Annotated in this window: 20 protein-coding genes; 12 read left to right on the plus strand and 8 right to left on the minus strand. The window is 56.2% G+C overall.

Translation table 11 applies throughout. From position 1 onward, the window contains the following. Window positions 1-72 precede the first annotated feature (72 nt). Complete coding sequence (locus JOE25_RS21330) at window positions 73-993, plus strand: LysR family transcriptional regulator (protein ID WP_209638678.1); 921 nt, start codon at window positions 73-75, stop codon at window positions 991-993. A gap of 1 nt (window position 994) precedes the next feature. Here the strand turns inward: JOE25_RS21330 and JOE25_RS21335 are convergent, their stop codons facing one another. Both JOE25_RS21335 and JOE25_RS21340 read right to left on the minus strand, forming a co-directional pair. Continuing rightward, window positions 995-1,471 carry a FlxA-like family protein gene (locus JOE25_RS21335; RefSeq protein ID WP_209638680.1) on the minus strand — a complete coding sequence of 159 codons (477 nt, stop codon included), beginning with the start codon at window positions 1,469-1,471 and terminating at the stop codon, window positions 995-997. 59 nt (window positions 1,472-1,530) lie between these two features. Continuing rightward, window positions 1,531-2,079, minus strand: coding sequence for a nucleotidyltransferase family protein (locus tag JOE25_RS21340; protein WP_209638682.1), 549 nt, complete (start codon window positions 2,077-2,079; stop codon window positions 1,531-1,533). Window positions 2,080-2,290: 211 nt separating this feature from the next. Between JOE25_RS21340 and JOE25_RS21345 the strand changes: the two genes are divergently transcribed. Together JOE25_RS21345 and eutC are read left to right on the plus strand one after the other, a co-directional pair. Then, window positions 2,291-3,676, plus strand: a complete 1,386-nt coding sequence (locus JOE25_RS21345; RefSeq protein WP_209638684.1) for an ethanolamine ammonia-lyase subunit EutB — start codon at window positions 2,291-2,293, stop codon at window positions 3,674-3,676. Next, on the plus strand, window positions 3,673-4,464 hold the full coding sequence (eutC, locus tag JOE25_RS21350) for an ethanolamine ammonia-lyase subunit EutC (RefSeq protein ID WP_209638686.1): 792 nt from the start codon (window positions 3,673-3,675) through the stop codon (window positions 4,462-4,464). Before JOE25_RS21345 ends, eutC begins: the two co-directional genes overlap by 4 nt. On the opposite strand, the gene JOE25_RS21355 is transcribed toward eutC, so the two are convergent. Beyond that, window positions 4,443-5,345 (minus strand): LysR family transcriptional regulator, encoded by a 903-nt coding sequence (locus JOE25_RS21355; protein WP_209638688.1) that lies wholly within the window; start codon window positions 5,343-5,345, stop codon window positions 4,443-4,445. The genes eutC and JOE25_RS21355 overlap by 22 nt on opposite strands. 437 nt (window positions 5,346-5,782) lie before the next feature. Here JOE25_RS21355 and budA point away from each other — a divergent pair, with 437 nt between their 5' ends. From budA to JOE25_RS21370, 3 genes are all read left to right on the plus strand, one after another. Continuing rightward, window positions 5,783-6,562, plus strand: coding sequence for an acetolactate decarboxylase (gene budA, locus JOE25_RS21360; RefSeq protein ID WP_209638690.1), 780 nt, complete (start codon window positions 5,783-5,785; stop codon window positions 6,560-6,562). A 39-nt stretch (window positions 6,563-6,601) separates the two neighbouring features. Continuing rightward, window positions 6,602-8,287, plus strand: a complete 1,686-nt coding sequence (gene alsS, locus JOE25_RS21365; protein ID WP_209638693.1) for an acetolactate synthase AlsS — start codon at window positions 6,602-6,604, stop codon at window positions 8,285-8,287. Window positions 8,288-8,426: 139 nt separating this feature from the next. Then, window positions 8,427-10,013, plus strand: coding sequence for an ABC transporter substrate-binding protein (locus JOE25_RS21370; RefSeq protein ID WP_209638695.1), 1,587 nt, complete (start codon window positions 8,427-8,429; stop codon window positions 10,011-10,013). Between the two features lie 42 nt (window positions 10,014-10,055). On the opposite strand, the gene JOE25_RS21375 is transcribed toward JOE25_RS21370, so the two are convergent. Further along, window positions 10,056-12,335, minus strand: a complete 2,280-nt coding sequence (locus JOE25_RS21375) for a TonB-dependent siderophore receptor (protein WP_209638697.1) — start codon at window positions 12,333-12,335, stop codon at window positions 10,056-10,058. Window positions 12,336-12,656: 321 nt separating this feature from the next. On the opposite strand from JOE25_RS21375, the gene fes reads away from it, so the two are divergent. From fes to JOE25_RS21390, 3 genes are read left to right on the plus strand one after another with little or no spacing between them, the layout of a single operon-like run. Next, the gene (fes, locus tag JOE25_RS21380) at window positions 12,657-14,027 is read left to right on the plus strand and encodes an enterochelin esterase (RefSeq protein ID WP_209638699.1); all 1,371 of its coding nucleotides are present in this window, start codon (window positions 12,657-12,659) and stop codon (window positions 14,025-14,027) included. Further along, the gene (locus JOE25_RS21385; RefSeq protein WP_209638701.1) at window positions 14,002-14,208 is read left to right on the plus strand and encodes an MbtH family protein; all 207 of its coding nucleotides are present in this window, start codon (window positions 14,002-14,004) and stop codon (window positions 14,206-14,208) included. Before fes ends, JOE25_RS21385 begins: the two co-directional genes overlap by 26 nt. Window positions 14,209-14,240: 32 nt before the next feature. Then, entirely contained in the window at window positions 14,241-18,185 is a 3,945-nt protein-coding gene (locus JOE25_RS21390) for an enterobactin synthase subunit F (protein ID WP_209638704.1), read from the plus strand. Between the two features lie 77 nt (window positions 18,186-18,262). On the opposite strand, the gene JOE25_RS21395 is transcribed toward JOE25_RS21390, so the two are convergent. From JOE25_RS21395 to fepD, 3 genes are read right to left on the minus strand one after another with little or no spacing between them, the layout of a single operon-like run. Next, a complete protein-coding gene (locus JOE25_RS21395; RefSeq protein WP_209638706.1) occupies window positions 18,263-19,063 on the minus strand; it encodes an ATP-binding cassette domain-containing protein in 801 nt (266 codons plus the stop codon). Next, window positions 19,060-20,085, minus strand: a complete 1,026-nt coding sequence (gene fepG, locus JOE25_RS21400; RefSeq protein WP_209638708.1) for an iron-enterobactin ABC transporter permease — start codon at window positions 20,083-20,085, stop codon at window positions 19,060-19,062. The genes JOE25_RS21395 and fepG overlap by 4 nt, the downstream gene beginning before the upstream one ends. Then, window positions 20,085-21,158, minus strand: a complete 1,074-nt coding sequence (fepD, locus tag JOE25_RS21405) for a Fe(3+)-siderophore ABC transporter permease (RefSeq protein ID WP_209638710.1) — start codon at window positions 21,156-21,158, stop codon at window positions 20,085-20,087. Before fepD ends, fepG begins: the two co-directional genes overlap by 1 nt. Window positions 21,159-21,417: 259 nt before the next feature. Here fepD and entS point away from each other — a divergent pair, with 259 nt between their 5' ends. Next, complete coding sequence (entS, locus tag JOE25_RS21410; RefSeq protein WP_209638712.1) at window positions 21,418-22,686, plus strand: enterobactin transporter EntS; 1,269 nt, start codon at window positions 21,418-21,420, stop codon at window positions 22,684-22,686. Here entS and fepB read toward each other — a convergent pair. Beyond that, on the minus strand, window positions 22,673-23,632 hold the full coding sequence (gene fepB, locus JOE25_RS21415) for a Fe2+-enterobactin ABC transporter substrate-binding protein (RefSeq protein ID WP_209638714.1): 960 nt from the start codon (window positions 23,630-23,632) through the stop codon (window positions 22,673-22,675). The genes entS and fepB overlap by 14 nt on opposite strands. 198 nt (window positions 23,633-23,830) lie before the next feature. Between fepB and JOE25_RS21420 the strand changes: the two genes are divergently transcribed. Beyond that, window positions 23,831-25,039, plus strand: a complete 1,209-nt coding sequence (locus JOE25_RS21420; protein ID WP_209638716.1) for an isochorismate synthase — start codon at window positions 23,831-23,833, stop codon at window positions 25,037-25,039. A gap of 8 nt (window positions 25,040-25,047) precedes the next feature. Beyond that, window positions 25,048-26,676 (plus strand): (2,3-dihydroxybenzoyl)adenylate synthase, encoded by a 1,629-nt coding sequence (locus JOE25_RS21425; protein ID WP_209638718.1) that lies wholly within the window; start codon window positions 25,048-25,050, stop codon window positions 26,674-26,676. The last annotated feature ends 2 nt before the right edge of the window (window positions 26,677-26,678 follow it).

Here is a 26,678-nt window from a genome sequence, read left to right on the forward strand (position 1 = left end):
AATGCACGCATTGTCGCGCGGCGAGATATAATAATTAAATTGATTTATTTAATTCATTTATGAATAAAAAACATGAATTACTCGATTAAGCAGCTCAAAGTGTTTGTGGCCATTGCGCGGCATCGCAGTTTCAGCCGGGCGGGTGAGGCGATTGGCTTGACGCAGTCGGCGGTCAGCCATAGCGTGAAAGAGTTAGAGGCGGAGATAGGTGTGCGCTTGCTCGATCGCACGACGCGTGAAGTGCTGCTGACCGATGCCGGACAGCGTCTGGCAAACCGCGTAGAGCGCTTACTCGATGAGTTACAATCGTCATTGCTTGATGCACGCAGCTTTGGTGTGCAGCGCAGCGGTACGGTACGCGTCGCATCGAGCCAGACTATTTCCGCACATCTGATGCCGCAATGTATCGCTGCGGGTGAAAAGAAATACCCGGATATTCGCATTATGCTGCGTGACCAGGCACAACAGCAGGTGCTTCACAGCATTAGAAACGCTGAAGTGGATTTCGGTATTGTGGTTGATCCGGTGCAGGCGATGGACCTTGATTGCGAGCCGATTCTGTACGAACCCTTTCTGTTACTGTGCCGTAATGATCACCCGTTTGCCAGCCAACCTGAAGTCCATTGGTCGGCGCTGACCGGTAGCCGCCTGGTATTGCAGGATTATGCTTCCGGTAGCCGGCCACTGATTGACAGCGCACTGCGCCAGCAAGGGGTGGACGCCACGGTGGTGCAAGAGATTGGCCACCCAGCGACGCTGTTCCCGATGGTGGCGGCGGGCATAGGTATCAGCATTTTCCCGGCGCTGGCGTTACCGTTGCCGGAAGGCGGCCAGCTAAAAGTGCGTCGATTGGTGCCGGAAATCAACCGCGCATTGATGTTGGTGCGGCGCAAAAACCGCTCGCTGACACCCGCCGCGGAAGTCATCTGGCAGGTGGTCGGGCAGCAGGCGGCGTTATTGCAACAGCAGCGCGGCCAACAGGCAGATTACTGAGTCAGATATACACGTCCACCGCGTTGTGCGCGGTTGGGCGGTTAATACCATCGCCTTTAGCGGGGGAAACACCGCCAGCAGCCTTGGCCATTTGCGCAGCTTGCTGCTTTTCCATCTCTTCTCTTTGAATTCGTGCGATCTCGGCTTGCAGCATTTTAATCAACGCCTGGATCTGCTGTTTTTGTTTTTCGATCTCTTTGGGATCGGCGTCTGAGTCTTTCAGATCCACCAGCTTCTGTTGCAGATCCTGAATCTGTTTATTCAACACCTTGATGCGTGCCGAGGCGTTGCTGTCGGTGATTTTTACCCGGTCGTTAAGCCCACCTTCCTTGGCTTCCTTCATTTTGCCGCCTTCCGGTTGCTGGTTGACCGGTTTGGCCATCAGCAACTGGCCTTCGTTACCCGGGGCGCTAAAAACCTTGCTGACACCGGGTATGGTGTTTTTCACTGGGACAATCATGGTGATATTGGTCGACATATTGCTCTCCCTGCGTCTTGATGTGGCTGTTCAGGGTATCGGCCGTGCGGGGTAAAACTTTACCCACGAATTTGTCGCAGACGCGGCCAGTGTTGCAACCAGCCCTTGCTTGCCACACGCTGTTCATAGGTGTCGAGGTTGCCGTTTTTGGTATTGAAGGTGATGGTGTCATCAAACAACCCATCGAGGCCGAATGGCGCGACCAATGTAATGCTGTCGTCGGCATTCAGGCGTGCGCCAACCGCCGTTTCTCTCTCGGTCCAAAAGCTGATGGCCTCTTCGCTGTTGAGATAGGGTGCTCGGCCGCTGCGTAAGTGCATACGCGCCTGGTTCTTGACCGACCACGGCTGTGGCATCCACTCCTGCAGCCGTAGTTCCAGCATTTGATCACGCTCTGCCTCTGGCCGCTGCGGATCAAAATGTATCACGTCGATGTCGTTGAGCGGTGTCGGTGTGGCGTACCCATGCAACTGGTCCCACACCAGATTACGCACAAAGCCAGCGCCCAGGCACCAGTCATTCAGACCGAGTCGCCGCGCGGTACGCAATGCGGCCATTCGTCCACTATCTTGCTGTAACCACTGGATAATTTGCTGTTGCCGGTTCATTACCTCTCCTTTGTTGCGGCTACTTTAACCCGAAGCGCCTGCGGGCGGAATGCCGTGCATGATTTTAGTGCATTGGTTCTGGGGGCGAAGTGGTGTCAATAGAGGTTAATCGGATGATTTCCGGTACAAAATAATTTCGACTGTGGACTGACTACACTTGGTACAGGGTTTGCAACTTTAGCTGTGTCATCAGGGCAGAACAGGGGGTGCAATGTATCAGACAACGCTTAGCCGGCGCAGCTACCGCTTTAGTGATTTACGTCAGTTGATGGCCAAGGCATCGCCGGCTCGTTCCGGCGACTGTCTGGCGGAGGTGGCGGCGGACAGCGCAGAGGAGCGTATGGCGGCGCGCATGGCCTTGGCGGATGTGCCGCTGAAGGCTTTTCTCCAGCAGGTGCTGGTGCCGTATGAGCACGATGAGGTCACGCGGCTGATCATCGACAGCCACGATGCCCAGGCCTTTGCATCAATTTCTCATCTGACCGTGGGGGATTTCCGTGACTGGCTGCTGAGTGAACAGGCAGATAGCGCGATGTTGGCGCGGGTGGCTCCAGGCATCACGCCGGAAATGGCGGCAGCAGTGAGCAAACTGATGCGCAATCAGGATCTGATTTTGGTGGCGAAGAAGTGCCGGGTCGTCACGCGCTTCCGCAACACCATCGGTCTTCCTGGCCACCTCAGCGTGCGGTTACAGCCGAATCACCCAACCGACAGTTTGCAGGGTATTGCAGCCAGTATGCTTGATGGCCTGCTGTATGGCAGTGGTGATGCGGTGGTCGGCATTAACCCCGCCAGCGACAGCTTGCCGTTATTGGAAAAGTTGAACTACATGTTGGACGACGTCATTCAACGTTTCGCTATTCCTACCCAATCTTGCGTGCTGACGCATGTAACCAATACGCTACGTTTGATGGAGCGCGGTGCTCCGGTGGATTTGGTGTTCCAGTCTATCGCCGGCACTGAAGCGGCCAATAGCGGCTTTGGCATTAATCTGGCGTTGCTGGCGGAGGCTCAGCAGGCAGCACTGAGCCTCAATCGCGGTACCCTAGGCAATAACGTCATGTACTTCGAAACCGGACAAGGCAGCTGTTTATCCTCCAATGCCCACCATGGCGTCGATCAGCAAACCTGCGAGGCGCGCGCCTACGCGGTAGCACGGCATTTCTCCCCGTTGTTGATCAATACCGTGGTGGGTTTTATCGGCCCGGAGTATTTGTTTGACGGTAAACAGATTATCCGCGCCGGGCTGGAAGATCACTTTTGTGGCAAGTTGCTTGGCCTGCCGCTGGGTTGTGATGTGTGTTACACCAATCACGCCGAGGCGGATCAGGACGACATGGACACGTTGCTGACGCTGTTGGCTACGGCCGGGTTGACCTTCTTGATAGGCGTACCGGGCGCGGATGACATTATGCTCAATTATCAAAGCACCTCATTCCACGACGCGTTGTACATCCGTGAACTGCTGGGGTTGAAGCACGCGCCGGAATTCGCCGACTGGCTAACGAAAATGCATATCACCGACGAACAGGGACGATTGCGCGACACCGCCGCCAATCACCCGCTGTTGCTGGGGTTACAAGGAGAACGGGGATGAGCAAACCTGTCCACGTCAACAGTTGGGACGCGCTGCGCGCCTTTACCGATGCACGTATTGCACTGGGGCGCACGGGGTCCAGCTTACCGACCCAGGAGTTACTTAAATTTGGCTTGGCGCATGCGCAGGCGCGCGATGCGGTACATCAACCCTTCGACAGCGATACGCTGGCGGAGGCGATACAACAACAAGGCTGGCAAACGTTGACGGTGCACAGCCAGGCCGCCGATCGCACCGCGTATCTCAGCCGGCCAGATCTGGGGCGCAGGTTGGCGTCGGACAGCCGCAATCTGCTGCTGGGCTTAACGGGCAAGGCTGCGGATGTCTTGCTGGTGGTTGCCGACGGTTTGTCCTCCAAAGCGGTACATCGTCAGGCGCTACCCGTGTTACAGGCATTGCGGCCTTATCTCGAACAGTTATCACTTTCGGTGGCACCCGTGGTTTTGGCGCACCAGTCCCGGGTCGCGCTTGGGGATGATATTGGTGAGTGTTTACGGGCCAAGGCGGTGGTGATGTTGATCGGCGAACGACCGGGGTTATCATCACCGGACAGTCTGGGGATCTACCTCACCTGGGGACCGAACACCCAGCGGCGTGAATCGGAGCGTAATTGCATTTCCAACGTACGCCCTGAGGGGCTGGATTACCCGCAGGCGGCGTTCAAACTGGCATGGCTGCTGGAACAGGCTTTTCAGCGCCGATTGACCGGAATAGAACTGAAAGACGAAAGCGATAACCCAGCGCTGTATGGCCGAATATCACCCCTTCATTCCCAGCTGGGTGGCTGACCGATGCTTTGCTTCAGTAAGGTAATGAACAGGTTCAATCGGACTGACATTTTTGCTACGGGCCGCAGCAGGTAAATCCCTTGCTGCTCCTGACGCGGATCTTCAAGTACCTGCACCAATCGACCGGCCTGAATATCCGGTCCGACGACCCAATTGGGTAAGAAAGCGATCCCCATGCCCATCAGCGCCGCCTGATGTTGAGCGGTGAAGTCGTCGCAACGCAGTACCATACTGCATCGGCTCATGAGCGGAACACTGAGAATTTGTGCCCAGCAGGCGGGCTGCTGTTTGTGGTAGCGGGCAATCAGCCGATGCTCAGGTAACGCGTTAAGGTCGGCCGGTTGGCCGTAGCGAACGAGGTAGTCGGGACTGGCGCACATCACCCAGCGTTGGGTCGCTATCCGGCTGGCGTACAACCCACTGTCTTTTTGTTCGCCGATGCGAATGGCGGCATCCAAAAGCTCTTGTGTCGGGTCGGTTTGACGCTCGGTTAAATCCAGATCAACAAATAACTGCGGATAGCGTTCAGCCAGCGTCGGTAACAGCGGCAAAATGTATGTCTTTCCAAAGGTCGGCAAGCAACTGATACGTAAGGTGCCCTGCGGCATATCACTTAACGATGCCAGTTCGGCACGAATATCGGTGATATCTGCCAGCAGCGTGGCCGCTCTGGCCTGGAGCATTTCCCCGGCGTCCGTCAGCATCAGACCGCGTGTTGAACGGATAAACACCGTGGCGCCTAGCGCGCTTTCCAGCGCATCAACATGGCGAACCAGTGAAGAGGGCACCATTCCCAACTTGCGGGCAGCGGCGGAGAAGCTGCCTTGCAGGGCGACCTCAAGAAAGATGGGGAGATGTTCGACATACCGTGCGTCATTCATCTTTGCATTATATGCAAAAGCGTTTCTTATGAATACCAGGTTCTCCGTTTACCCTATTGCAGCTACTCTTTTTGAGGGCTTACGGCAGGCCAGAATTGGCTGTGATCCCACCGCTCAGAGAGAAAATGCATAAAACGTGCGGTTATAAGAACGTTAGATAACAGAGTTTTCTCAGGCTCCAGCGTGTGCCTGTGACATTGATGACTGCTTCAACACCAGATAAACCGTTCAATTTGACACTCTATTTACCAACAATGATTAGTGAATCTAAACCGTTGTTGATGTTGAGTGTCGCCGGCCAGCCGTGCCGGTTTTTTTGTCGCCATGAGCTGAATCGTTCCAACCGAGCGGGCTACAGGCGACATCTTTGCTCACCCTCATGTGAGCATTTTTGAACACGCGGGGTATTTCATCCCGTGCTGGTGGAGGAGTAGGTTATGAACGAAAACCACGGCTGTTCCTGTGCGCAGCATTTGGCGCAGGGGTTTGCCAGGCAGTCGCTGAGCGTTGGGGAGGGCGAGATTTATCAAATCTCGCTGATGAGCGCGTTAATCAGCGGCGTTTACGAAGGGGATACCACCATTGCCGAATTGCTCAGGCACGGTAACTTCGGCCTGGGGACTTTCAATCACCTTGACGGTGAGCTGATCGCCTTCGACAAGGAAATTCACCAGCTACGCGCCGACGGTAGCGCGCGGCCGGCCAGCTTGCAGCAGAAAACCCCGTTTGCCGTTGTCACCTTTTTCCAACCGAGCGTCACCCAACACTTTGACAGTCCGATCACCAAGGCACAGCTGCACCAGTGTATTGACGAGCAAGTTGCGTCACCAAACCTGTTCTGTGCAGTGCGTGTTGACGGTGAGTTCAGCCATGTGGAAACCCGCACGGTGCCTCGTCAGGAACGCCCCTATCGCCCAATGTTAGAAGCGATCGAGGAGCAGCCTACATTTGCCTTCCATCAGCGGCAGGGCACGTTAGTTGGCTTTCGTTCGCCTGATTATATGCAGGGCGTTGGGGTTGCTGGCTATCACGAACATTTTATCACCGACGATCGTAACGGTGGTGGTCACGTACTGGATTACCAGCTTGACCACGGCCGGCTGCAATTTGGCGTGATCACCCGTCTCAATCTTCAGTTGCCGCATGATGCGGATTTTCTGCGTGCCGACCTCTGTCCAGAGGATTTGGATCGCGCGATTCGTTCTGCCGAGGGTTAATTCCGCGACAGTCTTGGGTTTATTTTCAGGAGGTATTCCATGAGCAAGGCAAATACAGACCATAACTGGTCATGCGGCGCAGATTTAGTGGTGAAAAATTTGGAGGCGCAGGGCGTCAAACACGTATTCGGTATCCCAGGGGCCAAGATCGACCGCGTATTCGATTCGCTGGAAGACGCGCCATCGATAGAAACCGTCGTCGTGCGTCATGAAGCCAATGCGGCATTTATGGCGGCGGCGGTCGGGCGCCTAACCGGCAAGGCCGGGGTCGCGCTGGTGACCTCAGGGCCGGGCAGTTCCAACCTGATTACCGGGCTGGCAACCGCGACCTCGGAAGGGGATGCGGTGGTGGCGTTCGGTGGCGCGGTGAAACGTGCTGATAACCTGAAACAGACTCACCAGAGTATGGACACTGTCAGCATGTTCCGGCCGGTGACCAAGTATTGCGCCGAAGTCCACGCCGGTTCGGCAATTTCTGAAGTGATCGCCAATGCGTTTCGTCACGCCGAATTTGGTCGCCCGGGGGCTTCGTTCGTCAGCCTGCCAATGGACATCGTCAATGAACCTGTCAGTGCGCCTGTGCTGGCAGGGTGCCGATTGCCGCGCATGGGCGCTGCGGCTACCGAGGATATCCACGCCGCAGTAAAACTGATCCAGCAAGCGAAATGCCCGGTGCTATTGTTGGGGCTACAAGCCAGCCGCCCGGAAAATAGCGAGGCGGTGCGCCATTTGTTGCACCGGACTCATATGCCGGTCGTGGGGACTTATCAGGCGGCGGGGGTGATCGACGTTAACCACTTTGCGCGTTTTGCCGGCCGCGTCGGGTTATTCAACAACCAACCTGCCGATCAGCTATTGCAGAAGGCAGATTTGGTGGTCAGCGTCGGTTATGGCCCGATCGAATACGATCCCTGCATGTGGAACAGCCAGGGCAAATTAAAACTGGTGCATATTGACGTGTTACCGGCAGACATTGATACCTGTTACCGCCCGGACGTTGAGCTGGTGGGCAATATCAGTGCCACTCTCAACACGATGACTGAAGCCTTTAATACGGTCGTGAGTGTGCCTGCGGAGGTGGAGTTGATCCTCAGTGATCTTGGCCGCCAGCGCACCGAATTGGCGGAACGCGCCGCGCGCCGCGGTGGCATGCCGATCCACCCACTGCGTATTGTGAAAGAGCTGCAGGACATTGTCAGTGACGACGTGACGCTGTGCGTCGACATGGGCAGTTTCCACATTTGGATTGCGCGCTATCTATACAGCTTCCGTGCACGTCAGCTGTTGATTTCTAACGGCCAGCAGACCATGGGGGTGGCGTTGCCGTGGGCGATCGGTGCGGCGTTGGTACGCCCGGGAGACAAAGTGGTGTCGATTTCCGGTGACGGTGGCTTTATGCAATCGAGCATGGAACTGGAAACGGCCGTACGGCTGAAAAGTAATATCGTGCACGTGATATGGGTCGATAACGCCTACAACATGGTGGAAATGCAGGAGGTAAATAAATACCAGCGTAAATCCGGCGTGGAATTTGGCCCAATCGATTTTAAAGCCTATGCGGAAGCCTGTGGTGCGGTCGGTTTTGCCGTGCAGTCGGTGGAGGATTTACGCCCGATGCTGCGTAAAGCAATGGACATTCAGGGGCCCGTCGTTGTGGCTATTCCGGTCGATTACGCTGACAACTATAAACTGATGGCGCAGATGAACTTTGACCAGATGATTTAATTTCAGCAGGCGTGTTAACCACGGGGGGCGCAGCATCCAGCACTCCCCGTTTTTTGTGTTCATCATTTGTCCTTTACATCCCTAACTGCATGATTTATTGGTATCCATCGAGTCTATTTTCTATACCGGGGATGGCAGGATGAAAACAAAAGCAATGCTGGGATTGTTAGCGATGGCAGTGATGAGCGGTGCGCACGCCAATACGCTGGTTTATTGTTCCGAAAGCTCGCCGGAAGGGTTTAACCCGCAGCTCTTTACCTCTGGCCCAACGGTAGACGCCAGTTCGGCAACGATTTACAACCGGCTGGTGGACTTCAAAACGGGCACCGTTGAGCTACAGCCCAGCCTGGCGGAAAGCTGGCAGGTGAGTGAAGACGGCAAAAATTACACTTTTCATCTGCGAAAAGGGGTGAAATTCCAGAGCAATAAATATTTTACCCCCACCCGTGATTTCAACGCCGATGACGTTATCTTCTCCTTCATGCGGCAAAAAGACGCCAATAATCCGTATCACAAGGTCTCTAACGGCGCTTACACCAACTTTGAGTCAATGGAGTTTGGCACGCTGATCAACCAGATTGTCAAAGTGGATGACAACACCGTGCGCTTTGAGCTTTCGCGCGCCGAAGCGCCATTCGTGGCCGATCTCGGCATGTACTTCGCCACCATCCTTTCCGCCGAATATGCTGATGCCATGTTGAAAGCCGGTACCCCGCAGCGGGTGGACAACGACCCGATCGGCACCGGTCCTTTCCAGTTGGTGCAGTACCAGAAGGATGCGAAAATCCTCTACAAGGCGTTTGATCACTATTGGGAGGGCAAACCGAAGATCGACCGGTTGGTGTTCTCTATCACCCCAGACGCGGCAGTGCGCTATGCCAAGCTGCAAAAGAATGAGTGCCAGGTGATGCCGTTCCCTAACCCGGCGGATCTGGCGCGCATGCGTCAGGATCCCAATATCCAGCTCATGGAAAAATCCGGTCTGAATATCGGTTTTCTGGCGTTCAATACCCAGAAAAAACCGTTGGATAACGTCAAGGTGCGGCAGGCGCTGGCGCTGGCTGTGAACAAACCGGCGATCCTGGAAGCCGTGTTCCACGGCGCCGGTCAGCCGGCGAAGAACCTGCTGCCGCCAACCCAATGGGGCAGCAACGATAACATTGAGGATTACCCGTATTCGCCGGAGAAAGCCAAACAGTTACTGCAGGAGGCGGGGTTAGGGCAGGGTTTCGCTATCGATCTGTGGGCGATGCCGGTGCAGCGCCCGTATAACCCGAACGCCAAACGCATGGCGGAGATGATCCAGTCTGACTGGGCGAAGATCGGCGTGAAGGCAAAGATTGTCACCTTTGAGTGGGGTGAATATCTGCAACGGATAAAAAATGGTGAGCATCAGACGGCGCTAATGGGGTGGACCACCGCTAACGGCGATCCGGATAACTTCTTCGGGCCGCTGTTTACCTGCGTTTCGGCCAACGGCGGGTCAAACTCGGCCAAGTGGTGCTATCCGCCGTTTGATAAACTGATTCTGCAGGCGCGTGAGGAGAACGACCATACCAAACGGGTGGCGATGTACGAGCAGGCACAGGTGATGATGCATGAACAAATGCCGGCAATGATGATTGCCCATTCGACCATTTTTGAACCGGTACGCAAAGAAGTGAAAGGCTACGAGATCGACCCGTTTGGTAAGCACATCTTCAAACAGGTCTCACTGGAGAAATAATAAAACAGGGGCTGCATTGGCAGCCCCTGTTTACTGTAGCGATTAGAAGTGGGTGTTTACGCTCATATAGTAAGTGCGGCCAGGTTCGTTGTAGGTTGCAGCCCCTGCACCGGCAATGTTAATGGTGCCGGTTATTGGGTCGCCGACGTTCTGCGAGTTACCTTCACGGAATTGGCGTTTATCGAACAGGTTGTCGATACCGGCAGTCAGGCTGACGTTTTTGGTCACATCATAAGTTGCACTGGCGCCAACCACAGCGTATGGGCTGACTTCTTTGGTTTCGGTACCGCTAACCGGTTTACCCTGGTAGTTGTATTTCTTCGGCTTCTGACGGCCGTACCAGGTCAGGGTCGATTGCATCGACAGTTCCTGGGTTGCCTGCCAGCTCAGCGTCGAGTTGATGGTGAACTTAGGAATAATCGACAGGTAATCACCAGTGCTCTTATTCTTGTTTTCAATCATATAGGTGGCGTTGTTGGTCCAGGATACGGTCTCGCTGACCGGGACGTTCAACGTACCTTCCAACCCTTGCACAACCGCTTTTGGTACGTTTTCCCATTGGTAAATGGCGGTACCGGTGCTGCTGATGCCGATTCGGCTATTACCCGCTTCGATTTTGTTGTGGTAATCGTTACGGAAGTAAGTCACACCGGCCAGCCAGCCGTCATTATGGAACTCCAGGCCAATCTCTTTGTTGACGCTGGTTTCCGCCTTCAGATCGTCGTTACCGAGCAGGTAACAACCATTTTTGACATCGCTGGAGGAACAACCTTGGCCTTTGCTGTAAAGCAAATAGTTTTGGTTGGTCTGGTACAGGTTAGGCGCTTTATAGGCGCGGGCGATGCCCATCTTCAGCGTGAAGAAGTCGCCCAGTTCCTGTGACAGATTCAGGGACGGGCTCCAGTTGTTGCCGGACTCAGAGTGCAGATCGTAACGCAGGCCCGGTGTCAGCATGGTGGTATCCGTCAGCTCCATGTTGTCTTCGGCAAACAGCGAGAAGATATGCGCGGAGGCGTAAGGGCTGCGGGTTCCTGTTTCTTGACCAAGAATGGTTCCGCCCATCAGCGTTTGGCTGGTGGAAGATCCATCCTTCATTCTCTGTTGGTTCCACTCGGTTCCCACCGTGGCAGTTTGCGTCACGCCCAGTTCAAATGGCACGCTGACTTCACTGTGCGCCAGGAAGTCGTCCAGTTTGGTCGTACCGAAACCGTTATTTTTAGGATCAAAGATGCCTTCGGTACCGCCGGCTAGACCTTCGCTCAGACGCGTATTACGCGTTCGTTCGAACTGAATATAGTTGTTGGTGCTGACACCGTTATCCCAGGCACCGCGGTGGTTGAGGCCGAAGGTTTCGCGGTAAATGCGGTTGGTCTCTTTACCGTAGTTGCTCTGTACCAACGCATTGGCGTTGGTGTTTTGAGTATCACCGGCATACAGGTTGCCCTGACGGCCGTAAGCATACTCAAACTCCAGTGACTGCAAGTGCGCAAAGTCCCAATGCAGCATGGCATCGATATTTTTGTCTTCTACGCCTTCGCGTCCGGCGGGGGTGCTGTTGGCGTAGGCTGGCGCACGGTAAGATTTATGCGATTCGTTAATATCCCACGCATCGGCCTGAGTTTTGCTGTAACCACCGAACAAGCGGAAGCTGAGTTCATCGGTCAGCGGGCCGGAGAGGCTGAAGTCGGTACGCTTGGTAGCGCCTTCTTGCTTATGCTGCGGTACGTTGAAGAACGCATTCAGAGAGCCGTGCAGCTCTTTGGTGTCCTTCTTGGTGATGATGTTAACCACGCCACCGGCAGCGCCGTTGCCGTAGCGTGCCGCAGCCGGGCCGCGCAACACTTCGATGCGTTCAATCATCTCTGGAGGTACCCAACCGGTGTCGCCGCGGGTATCACGTTCGCCACGCCAGCCCTGGCGCACGGAGTTGCGGCTGGTTGCCGGTTTGCCGTCGATCAGGATCAGGGTGTTTTCCGGGCCCATACCACGGATATCAAGCTGGCGGTTGTTGCCGCGCTGACCGCTGGTAGAGTTACCGGTCAGGTTAACGCCAGGCATGGTACGGATCAGTTCGCTGATATCGCGTGCGGGTGGGCGTTTCTTAATTTCTTCGGCCGTGATGGTGGATACCCCCGGCGCCTGCAAATTCTGCTTGGCGGCGGTGACGACGATGGTGTCCTCGTGGGTTTCTTTTTTGTTTTTGGCGACGTTGTCGGTTTCGGCGGTGGTATCAGTTTGCTGTGCGGCGTGCGCAAAGGCGGACGCGCCTAACCCTAACCCGATGAGTGTGGCTAAGGAGTAACGAGATAATTTGCGGTTCATGTGAGAGTTCCTACCTTGCTGCCTTTCCCGGGGCACCGACGCAGTAGGCCACCGGCTGAGAGAAGGGCGGTTGTAGTTTTTGTGTTTTCGAAAATAAAAATCCAACTGGCCGAGACGCAACGGCAACAGCATCGGATTCAGCGCTAAAATCCGGTATCCATCCCTGTTGAAGAATACCTGCCCTGTTTGCGAGCCTACACACACTATTGCAAACGCAAATAATTATCAATAGTATTCGGTTTACCGTTTTCTTGGGCAGCGCCTCGCGCCGCGAATTTACCGGCTTTCCTGAAGCTGCCAGCTAAATAGTGAATAGGCGTTTTGAAAACAAAATCCGAGTCAGAAAGCAGCAGATTATTATCGAGCAAGCACGCCGGGCGCCATGGATGGTGGCTGAATATCGCCAAACGCGGCACGCCGCTGGTGGAGCTGCAAGGGGATGGGCGAGGGAAGGTCACATTTTTATGGCGTGATCCTCAGGGATGTGAGCTCACTTCAGCCTATCAACGCGTCTGGATCCACATCAATTGCCTGACCGACCACCATCAATCATCGCCGCCGCAGAGCCTGCAACGATTAGAAGGCACCGACGTCTGGTACTGGCAAACGGAACTTAGCGCCGACTGGCGTGGCAGCTACTGTTTTATCCCCTGTATGGACGACCGCCCTTTGGAACACAGTGATGACGATGCGCATGCAAATATGCATTCGATTCGTCACTGGTGGCATCAGGTGTTTGCCGGCGCGACGCAAGACCTGCTTAATCCTCACCGTTCTTGGGCCGGTGTCAGCGGCAATGTACTGTCGGGTTTGCATATGCCGGAAGCGCCGCCGCAACCCGCCTGGCAGGATTTTGATCGCTACGCGGTCGCCAGCGGTCGTTGTACGCCAGCACCGCCGGCGAGATTGCAGCGCCACCCTTGGCACAGCAAGCGGTTGGGCAACACCCGTAATGTCTGGGTGTATACCACTGGCGACAGCAATCCGGGGCAGCGCCCGTTGGCGGTGTTATTGGATGGCCAGTTTTGGTCGAGCAATATGCCCGTCTGGGATCCGCTGATGCAGTTAACCCGAGAAGGCACACTGCCGGAAGCGGTTTATTTACTGATCGACATTATCGATCTCAAGCACCGTACTCAGGAGCTGGCCTGCAATGAAGATTTCTGGCTGGCGGTGCAAGAGGAACTGTTGCCGCAGGTTGCCGAATGGGCACCGCACAGCCGCGATCCGGCCCGCACCCTGGTGTGTGGCCAAAGTTTCGGTGGTTTATCTTCACTGTACGCCGGGTTGCACTGGCCACAGTGCTTCGGCGGGGTGATCAGCCAGTCAGGCTCTTTCTGGTGGCCACGACGTGATATGTACCAGCGCGAAGCGATACCGGCCGATGCGGGTTGGTTGCTGCGTCAAGTCGAGCAGGGCGTTGGTAAAGGTAAATTGAACGTGTTTATGGAAGCCGGCGTGCACGAAAAAGTCGCGCACCGGGTAAATGACCGAATGGCAGATTTGTTGCGTGATGCCGGTCACCGGGTGCAATACCGGACGGTGGCGGGTGGGCATGACTACCTCTGTTGGCGTGGCGGTTTGATCGATGGACTACAGGCGTTGTGGGCAGATCAGTACCCTGCGTCTGCGGCCAAGCTAACTTTTTCTGCCCAAGGAGTCCGCGATGGAAACTCTGAACCCGTTCGATGACGAACAACAAATCTGCCTGATTGTGCGCAATGACGAGCAGCAATGCAGCCTGTGGCCTGATTTTAGCGCAGTACCGGCGGGGTGGACGCCGGTATTCGGCCCGGCAGCACGGTCACAATGCGTGAACTGGCTGGAACAGCATTGGCAGGATATACGGCCCGCATCACTGCGTAAGGCGTGATGGCGTCAATACCGAAAACAGGAGTCAGTACCTTGTCAGACAGCACTTTGTTATCGGCCGAACAGCAGCTCGCCACTGAGCTGCCGTTGGTCGCCGCGCAACCTGGAATTTGGGTTGCCGATCAAATTTCACCGCATGCCAATGCGTATGCGGTTTCCCACTACATCGAACTCAATGGCGCGTTGGATCAGGATCGTTTGATGCAGGCGATTGCACAGGGCTTGTCCGAAGTGGATACCCTGCAGTACCGCTTTGACGAGCGTGATGGGGTTCCTGTGCAATGGCATGATCCGTCACTCGCGATCCTGCCGGTAGAATATCTTGATCTCAGCGATTCTCCTGATGCCGCGGCGGCGGCACGCGCTGTCATGCAACTGGATATGTCCGGTGATTTACGTATCGGCAGCGGCAATGCGCTGTATCGGCATATCTTGATTCGTCTGTCGGAACGACGTTGGTTCTGGTATCAGCGTTATCACCATATTCTGGTTGATGGCTTCAGTTTCACTGCTATTGCCCGTAGAATTGCCCATATTTATACCCGGATGTTACGTAATGAACAGCCGGATCCGACGCCGTTTAGCGCATTCAGTGAGGTGGTCGAGGAGTATCAGCGCTATGCGCAGTCGGCTACGAGCCAACGCGACGCCGCGTTTTGGCTCAATAAGGCACAACAGTTGCCGGCACCGGCAACCCTTTGCCCGCAACCCTTGGCTGGACAGACGCCGACCACCCGTATTCATCGGTTGTCGCAACTGTGCGACCAGCAGGACTTTAGCCAACTGGTGAACGCCGGTCAGCAGCAATTTAGCGTGGCAGATATGGCGCTGGCACTGGTGGCGTTATGGGTGTCTCGTCTGAGTGGCCACGCCAGTTTCAGCGCCGGTTTCATCTTTATGCGCCGTACCGGTTCGGCGGCGTTGTGTGCCAACGGCCCGGTGATTAACGTATTGCCGATCGAAATGCACCTCGAGCCGCAGGCGACCTTGAGCGACGTTGCCGGCAATATTGGCCGCGAGCTGAAAATCGTCCGTCGCCATCAGCGCTATGAGGCGGAACAGGTACAACGGGATCTGGGGCGGATTGGCGATGCTCAGCCGCTGTACGGCACGGTTTTCAACTTTAAAATGTTCGACTTCCAGTTGGACTTTGGCGGTATTGACGGTATTACCCATGAATTGGCATCAGGGCCCGTTCGGGATCTGGAGGTAGCGCTGTACCTGGATGAGTCCGGTACGCTGAAGGTTGATTTGCTGGCCAATGCCGAGCGCTATCAGCGTGATGAGTTGGCTGCGCATTTACAGCGTTTGCCGTTATTGTTGCGTCAGTTTGCCGCACAGCCCCAGATGCCGATTAGCGAAGCCGATTTGCTTACCGAGCAAGATCATGAACTGCTGGCCAGGGTTAACGACACTGCGCATCCGGTGGCACCGCAAACGCTGACAGACCTGTTGGCAGACCAGGCGCTGAAAACCCCGGATGCCCCGGCACTGGCTGATGCGCAATACCAGTTCAGCTACCGGGAAACGCGTGAACAGGTTATGGCGTTGGCGCGCCAATTGACCGCTCAGGGCGTACAGCCTGGGGATATCGTCGCCGTCGCGTTGCCGCGTTCCGTGTTCCTGTCGTTGGCATTAATGGCCATTGTTGAGGCTGGCGCGGCTTATTTACCGCTGGACACCGGTTATCCTGACGAACGCCTCAGCATGATGCTGGAGGACGCCTCCCCACGCCTGATCATCACCGAACCTGGCCAGCAAGCGCGTTTTGCCGGCAAGGGCGATATTTTCCTGTATGACGCACCGCTGGCGGCTGACAGTGCAGCGGATGCTGTGCTCCACGGGCCTACGCCGTATCATCCGGCCTACATTATCTTTACCTCGGGTTCGACCGGGCGGCCAAAAGGTGTGCTGGTGGGTCACCAGGCGATCGTCAACCGTTTGTTGTGGATGCAGCATCAGTATCCGATGACCGCGGGCGACGTGGTGTTGCAGAAAACCCCTTGCAGCTTTGATGTTTCGGTGTGGGAGTTTTTCTGGCCGCTGATGGTGGGGGCGCAATTGGTGATGGCACCGCCGGAGGCGCATCGCGATCCGGAACAGCTGCTGCAATTGATTGACCGGTATCGGGTGACCACCATGCACTTTGTGCCTTCGATGCTGGCGGCCTTTGTGGGGGCGCTAGACAGCCGACACGCGGTGGCCTGCTGCGCACCATTACGACAGGTGTTCTGCAGCGGCGAAGCACTGCCTGCCGAGCTGTGTCGCTTATGGCAAAGCCGCACCGCTGTCCCGTTGCACAACCTGTATGGTCCGACCGAAGCCGCTGTGGATGTCAGTTGGCACCCGGCTTGGGGCGAGGCGTTGGCCGCTGTCACGGGGGCTAACGTGCCGATCGGTTTGCCGGTGTGGAATACCGGGTTGCGCATCCTTGACGCCCGTCTACGTCCGGTGCCGCCGGGTGTTGCTGGCGACTTGTATCTTACCGGTGTACAGCTGGCACAGGGGTATTTGGGGCGACCGGAGCTGACGGCCAGCCGCTTTGTGGCCGATCCTGAGGGTAAGGGTGGCCGAATGTACCGCACGGGCGACGTTGCCCGCTGGTTGCCAGGCGGCGAGGTCGAATACCTTGGCCGTAGTGACGATCAATTAAAAATTCGTGGTCAGCGCATCGAACTGAGTGAAATCGATCATGCGCTGCTGTCGTTGCCGGGCATCAAGCAGGCGGTTACGCATGCGCTGGTGCTGAATAATACGCCAACCGATTCTGCCGGCGGCGATGCCCGCCAACTGGTGGGGTATTTGGTGGCGCAGCCGGACGTACGTCTTGATCTGGACGCGCTGCGTGCTGCGCTGGCCGATCGTCTGCCGCCACATATGGTGCCGGTAGCGTTGGTTGAGATGGCGTCTCTGCCGCTGAGTGCCAACGGCAAGCTGGATCGTAAAGCTTTACCGCAACCGCAAAGCGGCGTCAGAGCCGCAGGGCGTGAACCTGCAGCGGGGCTGGAAACGGCAATCGCCACCGTGTTCGCCCGGTTGCTGCAGCGTGAAACTGTCTTTGCCGACGACGATTTCTTCGCTCTCGGCGGGCACTCGCTGCTGGCGATGCGCCTGGCGGCGGAACTGCGTCGTGATCTGGGCAAGGCGGTGTCTGTCGGGCAGGTGATGGTCGCTTCTCGCGTGGAACAACTGGCGCAGTTGCTGGCGCAAGAGCGCACGCAGGAAGAAGCGGACCAGACGGGTTTTGACAGCATATTGCCACTGCGTACCACCGAGGGGCCGACGTTGTTCTGTCTGCATCCGGCCTCTGGATTCTCCTGGCAGTTCAGCGTACTGCCGCGCTATATCGATCAGCATTGGTCGCTGGTGGGGATTCAGTCACCGCGCCCCGACGGCCCGCTGGCGCTCAGTGAGCACATGGATCAGGTGTGCGACGCGCATCTGGAGAAAGTATTGCAGGTGCAGCCGCACGGTCCGTATCACTTTATCGGTTATTCGCTGGGTGGCACGTTGGCACAGGGTATCGCAGCCAGGTTGCAGGCGCGGGGTGAAGACGTGGCCTTCCTTGGGTTGCTGGATACCTACCCGCCGGAAACGCAGAACTGGGACGTGATGCTGGATGACAACGTGCTAAAAGAAGTTCAGCGCGAACGTCAGCAATTCCTGGCAGTGTCCGAGGATGCGCTTGATCCGGCATTGGGTGAAACCCGTGTGGCGATGTTCGATAATATCGAAGCCAACTACGCCGACTCGGTACGCCTGCTTTCTGCGACCAATACGGCGAACTTCAAAGGGCAGGCGACGCTGTTTGTTGCACGTCAGACCTTGCAGGAAGGGATGGATGTCCAGCAGACCTGGGCGAAATACGTGGATACCTTGCAGGTGCATGAACTCGATTGTGCGCACGTAGATATCGTTTCACCCACCTCATTCAAAGTATTGGGGCCGTTATTGAACCGCATACTTCGAGCGTTGTAATCCCCAGTGAGGGTAGGGGATGAATACATTCGTCCCGATTAACGCGGGCCCAGCATGCTGGGCCCCTACAATCTCGATTACTTACCCAGTGGTACCACCAACGGCGTGTGCGAAACCGGATCATCAATGATCATGCAGCGCAGGCCGTACACCTTTTCGATCAGTTCCGGCGTCACAATATCCTTAGGCGCACCTTCGGCAACGACCTTGCCGTCTCGCATGGCGATCAGATGCGTGGCATAACGGCAGGCATGGTTAAGATCGTGCAGCACGACCACCAACGTATGACCGTTTTCACGGTTTAACTGGCGCATGAGCTCCAGCAAATCTATCTGATGGGTGATATCCAGCCAGGTGGTCGGTTCATCCAGCAGCAACAGCGGTGTTTGCTGCGCTAATACCATCGCAATCCACACGCGTTGGCGTTGCCCGCCAGAAAGCGTATCCACCGGCTGTTCGGACAGCTCAAAAACGCCGGTCGAACGCATGGCCTGTTCCACTGCCTGTTGGTCTTCCTCACGCCAGCGACTGAACAGACGCTGATGCGGATAGCGGCCTCGGGCCACCAAATCAAACACGGTAATGTCGCCCGGCGCTGTTGAGCTTTGCGGCAGCAACCCCAGTTGGCGTGCCACCTCTTTGGTCGCATATTCGCTAATCTGTTTGCCGTTTAGCCAGACCGCGCCTGCCTGTGGTTGGATCAGACGGCTGAGGGTGCGCAACAAGGTAGATTTTCCACAGGCATTTGGCCCGATAATGACCGTCAGTTCACCGTGCGGGATGGAGACGGAAAGGTCGCTTGCGACGATTTTTTTGTCATAACCGAGCGTCAGGTGTTCAGCGCGCAATGGCGCGGTCTGCAAGGGATCAGCATTCATTTTGTTCGTGACTCACGGATTAATAACCAAATCAGGTAAATGCCACCCAGGCTGACGGTGAGTACACCGACCGGCAACTGATAAGGCATAAACAGGCGTTGTGCGGCGACATCGGCGAGCAGCAGCAGCAGGGCGCCCGTCAGAGCAGTCAGCAGCAGTACGCTACGGTTGGCGCACAGGCGTCGCGCAATCTGCGGTGCCACCAGTGCGATAAAGGAGATGGGCCCCGCCACGGCGGTTGCGGCCGCCGTCAGGACGACCCCGACCAGCAGCAGCAATACGCGCGAACGTTCCACTGACACACCGAGCGCGCAGGCGGCGTCATCCCCCATTTCCAGCAGCCGCATACGGCGAGCCAGCGTCAATAACAGCAGGCAGCACAGTACAATCACGACCAGTACGGGCAGACTTTTCGCCCAACTGACACCGTTAAGTGAGCCCGCGTTCCACAGCCCGGCAGACATCGCTGATTCCAGCGAGGCGCTGATAAGAAGCCAGGTATTACCGGCGACCAACAGGGCACGCACCGCAATGCCAACGATAATCAAACGGAATGATTCGACACCATTTCGCCACGCCAGCAAATAAATCAACGCGGCGGTGAGTAAGCCACCGGCCAACGCTCCAGCGGTGATGCCGAAGACACTTCCATTAAACAATACGATGGCTACCAATACGCCGCTGTAGGCGCCGGTGTTAAAGCCAATTACGTCAGGGCTGCCGAGCGGGTTGCGCAATATCGATTGGAAAATGGCCCCGCTGAGGCCGAGCGCCGCCCCCAGCAACAGAGCCATCATCACGCGTGGCAAGCGCCATTGGGTGACGATCACCGCCAGGTTTGCCGGGCCTTCACCGCGCAAGGCGTCGATCACCTGCGAGGCACTCAGCGACAGTGCGCCAGAGCCCAGGGCGTAAATGGCGAGCCCCAGAGCGGCCAACATGAGCAACATCGCGGTCAGCGTCGGACGCGACAAGGCGCGAATTTTGTGGTTAGCCATCCGACGGGCTGCAGACATCGACATTAGCGCTGCCTCCTGAACATATGGCGCTGACGCACCAGCACGATCAGCAGCGGTGCACCAATCAGGGCGGTGACGATGGAGACACGTAATTCACCGGCAACCAGGAAACGACCGAGGAGGTCGGCGCTCAGCAGCAGGATAGGGGTCAATACCAGCGTCCAGGGCAGCATCCAGTGCAGCTCTGAACCGGCCAACCGACGGGCAATATGCGGCATCATCAGGCCGACAAAGGCAATCGGACCGACGGCAGCTGTAGCACCGCCGCACAGTAAGGTAATCGCCAGCAGGCCCAACAACTGGGTACGAACAATGCCGGTACCCAGTGCGGTAGCCAATTCATTGCCCATGCTCAGGCTATTGAGCGACTTACTCATCCACAGCGTAATCAGCGTGCCCAATAAGATCGGCAGGGCGACGGTACGCACCACCTGCATATTTTGAATATCCAGAGAACCGGCCTGCCAAAAACGCAGCTGATCGAACACCAGCGGGTTTAACAGGGAAATCCCAGAGGTCAGTCCCTCAAGCACCGCCGCCATTGCGACCCCGGCTAGCGTCAGGCGCACCGGGTTCAAACTGCTGCCACCCAGAGCACCGATCAGTGCGACAAGCAGCGCGGCAAACATCGCACCGGCAAAGGCGAACCACAGATATTGGCTGATGTTGGCGGCACCAAAGAAGGTGATACCCAGCACTACGGCAAAGCCCGCACCGGCGTTAACCCCAAGAATACCGGGATCGGCCAGCGGATTGCGGGTGAGGGTTTGCATCAGTACCCCAGACAGACCCAATGCGATACCCGCCAACACGCCAACCAGCGTGCGTGGCAGCCTGGCATTGGTAATGATGGTGCAATCCGCCCCGCTGCATTGCCCATTCAGCGCCTGGATAACCGTATCAAAGGGAATAGACTTGGCGCCAAGCGACAGGCTGAGCAGCATGATGACCAACAGTGCGAAAAGAGCAATCAGCAGACCAAACAGCCTGCGGCGAAATGAACGGGGAGTGCCCCCAAGGTGACGCCCCCCTGAGGTGGGAACGGGCTGTGTGCAATGGCGTGTAATCCGTAACATAACAATCCATTATTTAATTGAATATAAATGATATTTATTATCATTATTGATTGTTTTCATCTATGGTACCATGAGTTCCTTCGCTATTGCAGCACATACCCTTCATTCTTGAAGCTGCATCTGTGTTGGCTGCGAGCGCTGGCCCGGTGGCTTACTTGAGTAAGCACCCTGGGGATGCTCGCTCTTGCCGCCTTGATGCAACGCCAATTATTTTGGCTATAGACGCTGCCCCTTTTCTTTAGTTGTGGTGAGAAAGCTGATGAGTAAGCCCTCTATTTTGCTTGATTTTGGCCTGCTTAAGACCAATGGCGCTTTTCGCGCCGTATTCTGTGCGCGCTTTATTTCCATTCTCGCACTGGGATTGATGGCCATTGCGATCCCGGTTCAGATTCAAGCCTTGACCGGATCGACGTTGTTGGTCGGGTTGTCCGTAACGCTGGCAGGTAGCGGCATGTTTGCCGGGTTGCTGATGGGCGGTGTACTGGCCGATCGCTACGAACGTCGCCGTCTGATTTTGTTTGCGCGCTCCACTTGCGGCATTGGTTTTATCGGTCTGTGTCTGAACGCCGCGTTGCCAGCACCTTCATTGACGCTGATTTATCTGTTGGCGGTCTGGGACGGTTTCTTTGGTGCGGTCGGCGTTACGGCACTGTTGGCGGCAACGCCCGCGCTGGTAGGGCGTGAAAATATCGTGCAGGCCGGGGCTATCAGCATGTTGACCGTCCGCTTTGGCTCAATCCTTTCTCCGGCGATCGGGGGTTTGGTGATCGCCAATGCCGGTGTGACGTGGAACTACGGTTTGGCGGCGTTTGGGACCTTGCTGACGTTGATCCCTTTACTGCGTCTGCCTCAGCTGTTGCCGCCACCGCAGCCGCGTGAGCACCCGCTGCGTGCGCTCGCCGGCGGTTTCGGCTTCCTGTTCCGCAACCGGGTGATCGGTATGGTGGCGCTGATCGGCGCATTGCTGACCATGGCCAGTGCAGTGCGAGTACTGTATCCGGCCATGTCCGGCATGTGGCATGTCAGCGCAGCACAATTGGGCTTTATGTACTCTGCTGTTCCACTGGGTGCGGCTATAGGGGCTTTCACCAGTGGGCGAGTTGCCCAGGTTGCACGTCCGGGTTGGATGATGCTGATGACGGCGATTGGCGCCTTTATTGCCATTGGTCTGTTCGGTCTCATGCCGTGGTATGGCCTGGCGCTGTTTTTCCTGGTGGTTTTCGGTTACCTGAGTGCGTTGAACTCACTGTTGCAGTACGGGTTGATCCAGAACCTGACGCCTGATGCGTTCCTTGGGCGTATTAATGGCTTGTGGACGGCGCAAAACGTGGTAGGGGATGCTCTGGGTGCGTTGCTGTTAGGGGCGATGGGGGCGTTTATGCTGCCGGCGATGACATCAACCAGCTTTGGTTTTGGTGTTGCGGTACTCGGCGTAGTGCTGGCTTTCGCGATGCGTGGTTTGCGTCAGGTTGGCAGTGGCGGGCAAGAAAATGATCTCCAGCCCGCCGCAGAATCTACTGAGAAATAAACTGTTTTTCCAACAGCGTCAGCAGATTGCTGGCGCTGTAATAATCCAGTCGGAAAGTATCATTCCCCAGAGCATAAACCCGCTTGTGTTGCACTGCCGGCAGATGAGCCAGGAAAGGATTCGCCATCAGCCGCTGCGCGTCACTGTCGTTGTTGGCAAATAGCATCAGCGTCTGGCCGTTCAGGCCTTCCGCCAGGTTCTCTCCACTAAGTTGAATAATGTCTTTGCGCATTCCCATGCTGCGGCTGTTGTTCAGCTTGGCGGGTGGGACGGCCAGCGTAAAACCAAGCTGCTTGAGCATTTGGCCCTGGGAAGATTCAGCGGTCCATAGATTGGCAGACTTACCGTCGGCGCTGAATACCAAGGCGGAGACGGGTTGTTCCGGCAGGGTCATACGCTGTTTCAGCGATTTCTCGCGGGCATCGAAATCACTGACGACTTTTTGTGCCTGGGCTTCATGCCCAGTGGCCTGACCCAATTGAGTCGCCAACGCCTGCCAGCTTTTGTCGTCGTAATTGACGACCAACACCGGGGCAATGGCGGAGAGTTGATCGTACAAGCGCAGGGCGGAATCGGCACCGGTTGCCGAAATAATGATCAGGTCCGGGGCTTCACCGGCGATGGCCTCGGCGTTGGGTTCACCAATGTACAGGCGTTTAACGCCGCGTTGCGCCGCAATAGCGCTCCACTGGTGGAAGAAGCCCTGTGAATCAGCCAGACGGCTGCCGGGCGTAGTGGCACCACTGGCGACCACCGGCGCGTCGATCGCCAACAGGGTGCCGGTAACGGTAACGCTGGTGGAAACGATACGGGCAGGGGGCTGTGCGAGCGTCACCACGCCGTGTGACGTTTCAATTTTACGCGGCCAGCCAGCGTCTGCGGCATGGGCTGCACCGATAGCCATCATGCCAAATAGCGCCAGGCTGATGAGCAGATTCTTCTTCATAAAGCATTCCTCAGACGTTAAATAGTAATACTTATCATTTATATAATTAAAGCTGCTGGTTTTATATCATGATTATGATTGGAAGAACTGTTTACATTTATTGACATAGCATATTCACGAGGGTAATTTAACGCGATTCAATACAAATGATAATCATTATTATACAGGTTATTGTTAATGATACGAAAGGGAGAACCGATGAGTGTGACAGCAAAGGGTACCGGGCAGAAGAAGCCACAAAGCAAGGGCAGCGAACAGCCTGTCGCAGGTGTGTCGCCGACTTCCGGCTTTTTCTTTACCTCTCCTTTCCGTAGCCTGAGCACGCAAGGCTGCTTCGCCAAAATCACGCTGCCGGCCCTGGATGGCGACCAATTGAATGGCGAATTCCAACAGGCGGTGCAGCATGCGTTTGCCGAGGCCAAACTGGCGGGAGTTAAGAACCCGGTTTTGTGCGGTGCGATCCCTTTTGACACTCATCAACCCTCAGCGCTGTTTATTCCCCAGCGCACCCAATGGTTTGAACGCGATGCCTTTTTGGCCAGCGTGACATCCCCACAGGACGCTTTGCCGGAGATTACCCGGCAAAGAGAAGTGCCTGCCCAGCAACCCTTCATGCAAATGGTGGCGGATGCGGTAGAGGCGACCAAAGGCGACCAGTTGGATAAAGTGGTCCTGTCGCGTCTGCTGGAGATTGAAACGCGTGAGCCGGTGGACCGCCAGGCGTTGATGGCGCGTATCATCGCCCAGAACCCGCATGGTTTCCACTTCCACGTACCGCTGGATCAGGGGGCATTGCTGGGCGCTAGCCCAGAACTTCTGCTACGTAAGTCCGGCGCACAATTTTTCTCTAACCCATTGGCAGGATCCGCTCGACGCCATGCCGATCCACAGCGAGATCGCGAGATCAGTCAACAGCTGTTGGTATCAGAAAAAGATCGCTATGAGCACCAGTTTGTCACCGAAGGGATGCGGCAGGTGCTGACAGAACGCTGCAGCTATCTGAATATCCCAACCACGCCAGAATTATTGAGCACCACCACGCTGTGGCACCTGTCCACACCGATCGACGGTGAGGCAGCCAGCCGTGCGGAGAATGCGCTCTCGCTGGCCTGCCTGCTGCACCCGACGCCTGCGCTGTGCGGTACGCCGACGGCATTGGCACACCAGGTGATTAAACAACTTGAACCCTTTGATCGCGGCCTGTTTGGCGGGATTGTCGGCTGGTGTGATGCTGAAGGTAACGGTGAGTGGGTGGTCACGATTCGTTGCGGCACGGTGCAGGGCAACCAGGTGAGACTGTTTGCCGGTGCCGGCATAGTGCAAGACTCTTCGCCGGAATCTGAATGGCATGAAACCGGCACCAAACTCAGTACCATTTCGCGGGCGTTTGGCCTGAACCAAGGATAGACATTCCCATGAGTATTGCTTTTACCCCCTGGCCTGATGATTTAGCCCGTCGTTATCGTGAACGCGGATATTGGACCGATCGGCCCTTGACCGACATCGCCACTCGTCAGGCCAAAAATGACGCCATCGCGTTGATCGACCCACAGCGTAGCCTGAGCTATCGCCAGCTTAACCAGCTTTCCGATCGGCTGGCTGCCGCCCTTCAGCGCCGGGGCATGCAAAGCGGTGATACCGCGTTGGTACAGCTGGGTAACGTGGTCGAGTTCTATGTGACGTTTTTTGCGTTGCTGAAAATGGGTGTTGTGCCCGTAAACGCATTGTTCAGTCATCAACGCAACGAGCTAAATGCATATGCTGCGCAGATCAAACCGGCATTACTGATTGCCGACCGTCAGCATGCTCTGTTTGGTAACGACGAATTCCTGACGGCGTTCCGTGCCGAGCATCCTTCCTTGCGTGTGGTGGGGTTGCGTAGCCAGGAGGGGGGCGAACTGTCACTGTCAGCCTGGCTGGAAGAGGACAGCGGTGATTTTGTTGCTGCGCCAACCCCGGCGGACCAGGTGGCATTTTTCCAACTGTCTGGTGGCAGCACCGGGACGCCAAAGCTCATTCCACGCACCCACAATGATTACTACTACAGCATCCGCCGTAGCGTGGAGATCTGTCATTTCGACGTGGATACTCGCTACCTGTGCGCATTGCCGGTTGCGCATAACTACCCAATGAGCTCGCCGGGTGTCCTGGGGGTTTTCTATGGTGCCGGGTTGGTGGTGTTTGCCAGCGATCCCGATGCCGGACAATGCTTCCGACTGATCGAACAGCATCAGATTAATGTGACGGCGCTCGTACCACCGGCGGTGACGCTGTGGCTGCAGGCTATTGAAGAGTGGGGCGTTTGCCAACAACTGACCAGCCTTAAGCTGCTGCAGGTGGGCGGTGCCAAGCTGGGGGAAACGCTGGCGGCGCGTATTCCTGCGGAAATCGGCTGTCAGTTACAGCAGGTGTTCGGTATGGCTGAAGGCCTGGTGAATTACACCCGGCTGGATGATGACGACCGGCATATTCTGACGACCCAGGGCTGCCCAATGTCACCGGATGACGAGTTATGGGTGGCCGATGATGATGGCAACCCGCTGCCGGTAGGGGAAACCGGGCGTCTCATGACCCGCGGGCCCTATACCTTCCGCGGTTATTACCAAAGCCCGGAGCATAACGCGGCGGCTTTTGATCACGACGGGTTTTACTGTTCCGGCGATCTGATCAGCCTGACTGAAGACGGCTATGTGAAGGTTGAAGGGCGACAGAAAGATCAGATCAACCGCGGCGGGGAAAAGATCGCCGCCGAGGAAATCGAAAATCTGCTGTTGCGTCATCCGGAAGTGATCAATGCGGCGCTGGTATCGATGCCGGATGAGCTGATGGGCGAAAAAAGCTGCGCCTATATTATCGCCACCACGGCACTGAAACCGGTCGTGCTGCGTCGCCATTTACGCGCCGAGGGCGTGGCCGAATTCAAATTACCCGACCGTTTTATACAGGTTGATACGCTGCCGCTCACCCCGGTTGGCAAAGTGGATAAAAAACTGTTGCGCCAACGCCTGGAAGCGCAACAACTGACTCTGGTCCAGGGAGAATAAGT

The organism is Serratia sp. PL17, assembly GCF_017832355.1.
GTDB lineage: Bacteria > Pseudomonadota > Gammaproteobacteria > Enterobacterales > Enterobacteriaceae > Serratia.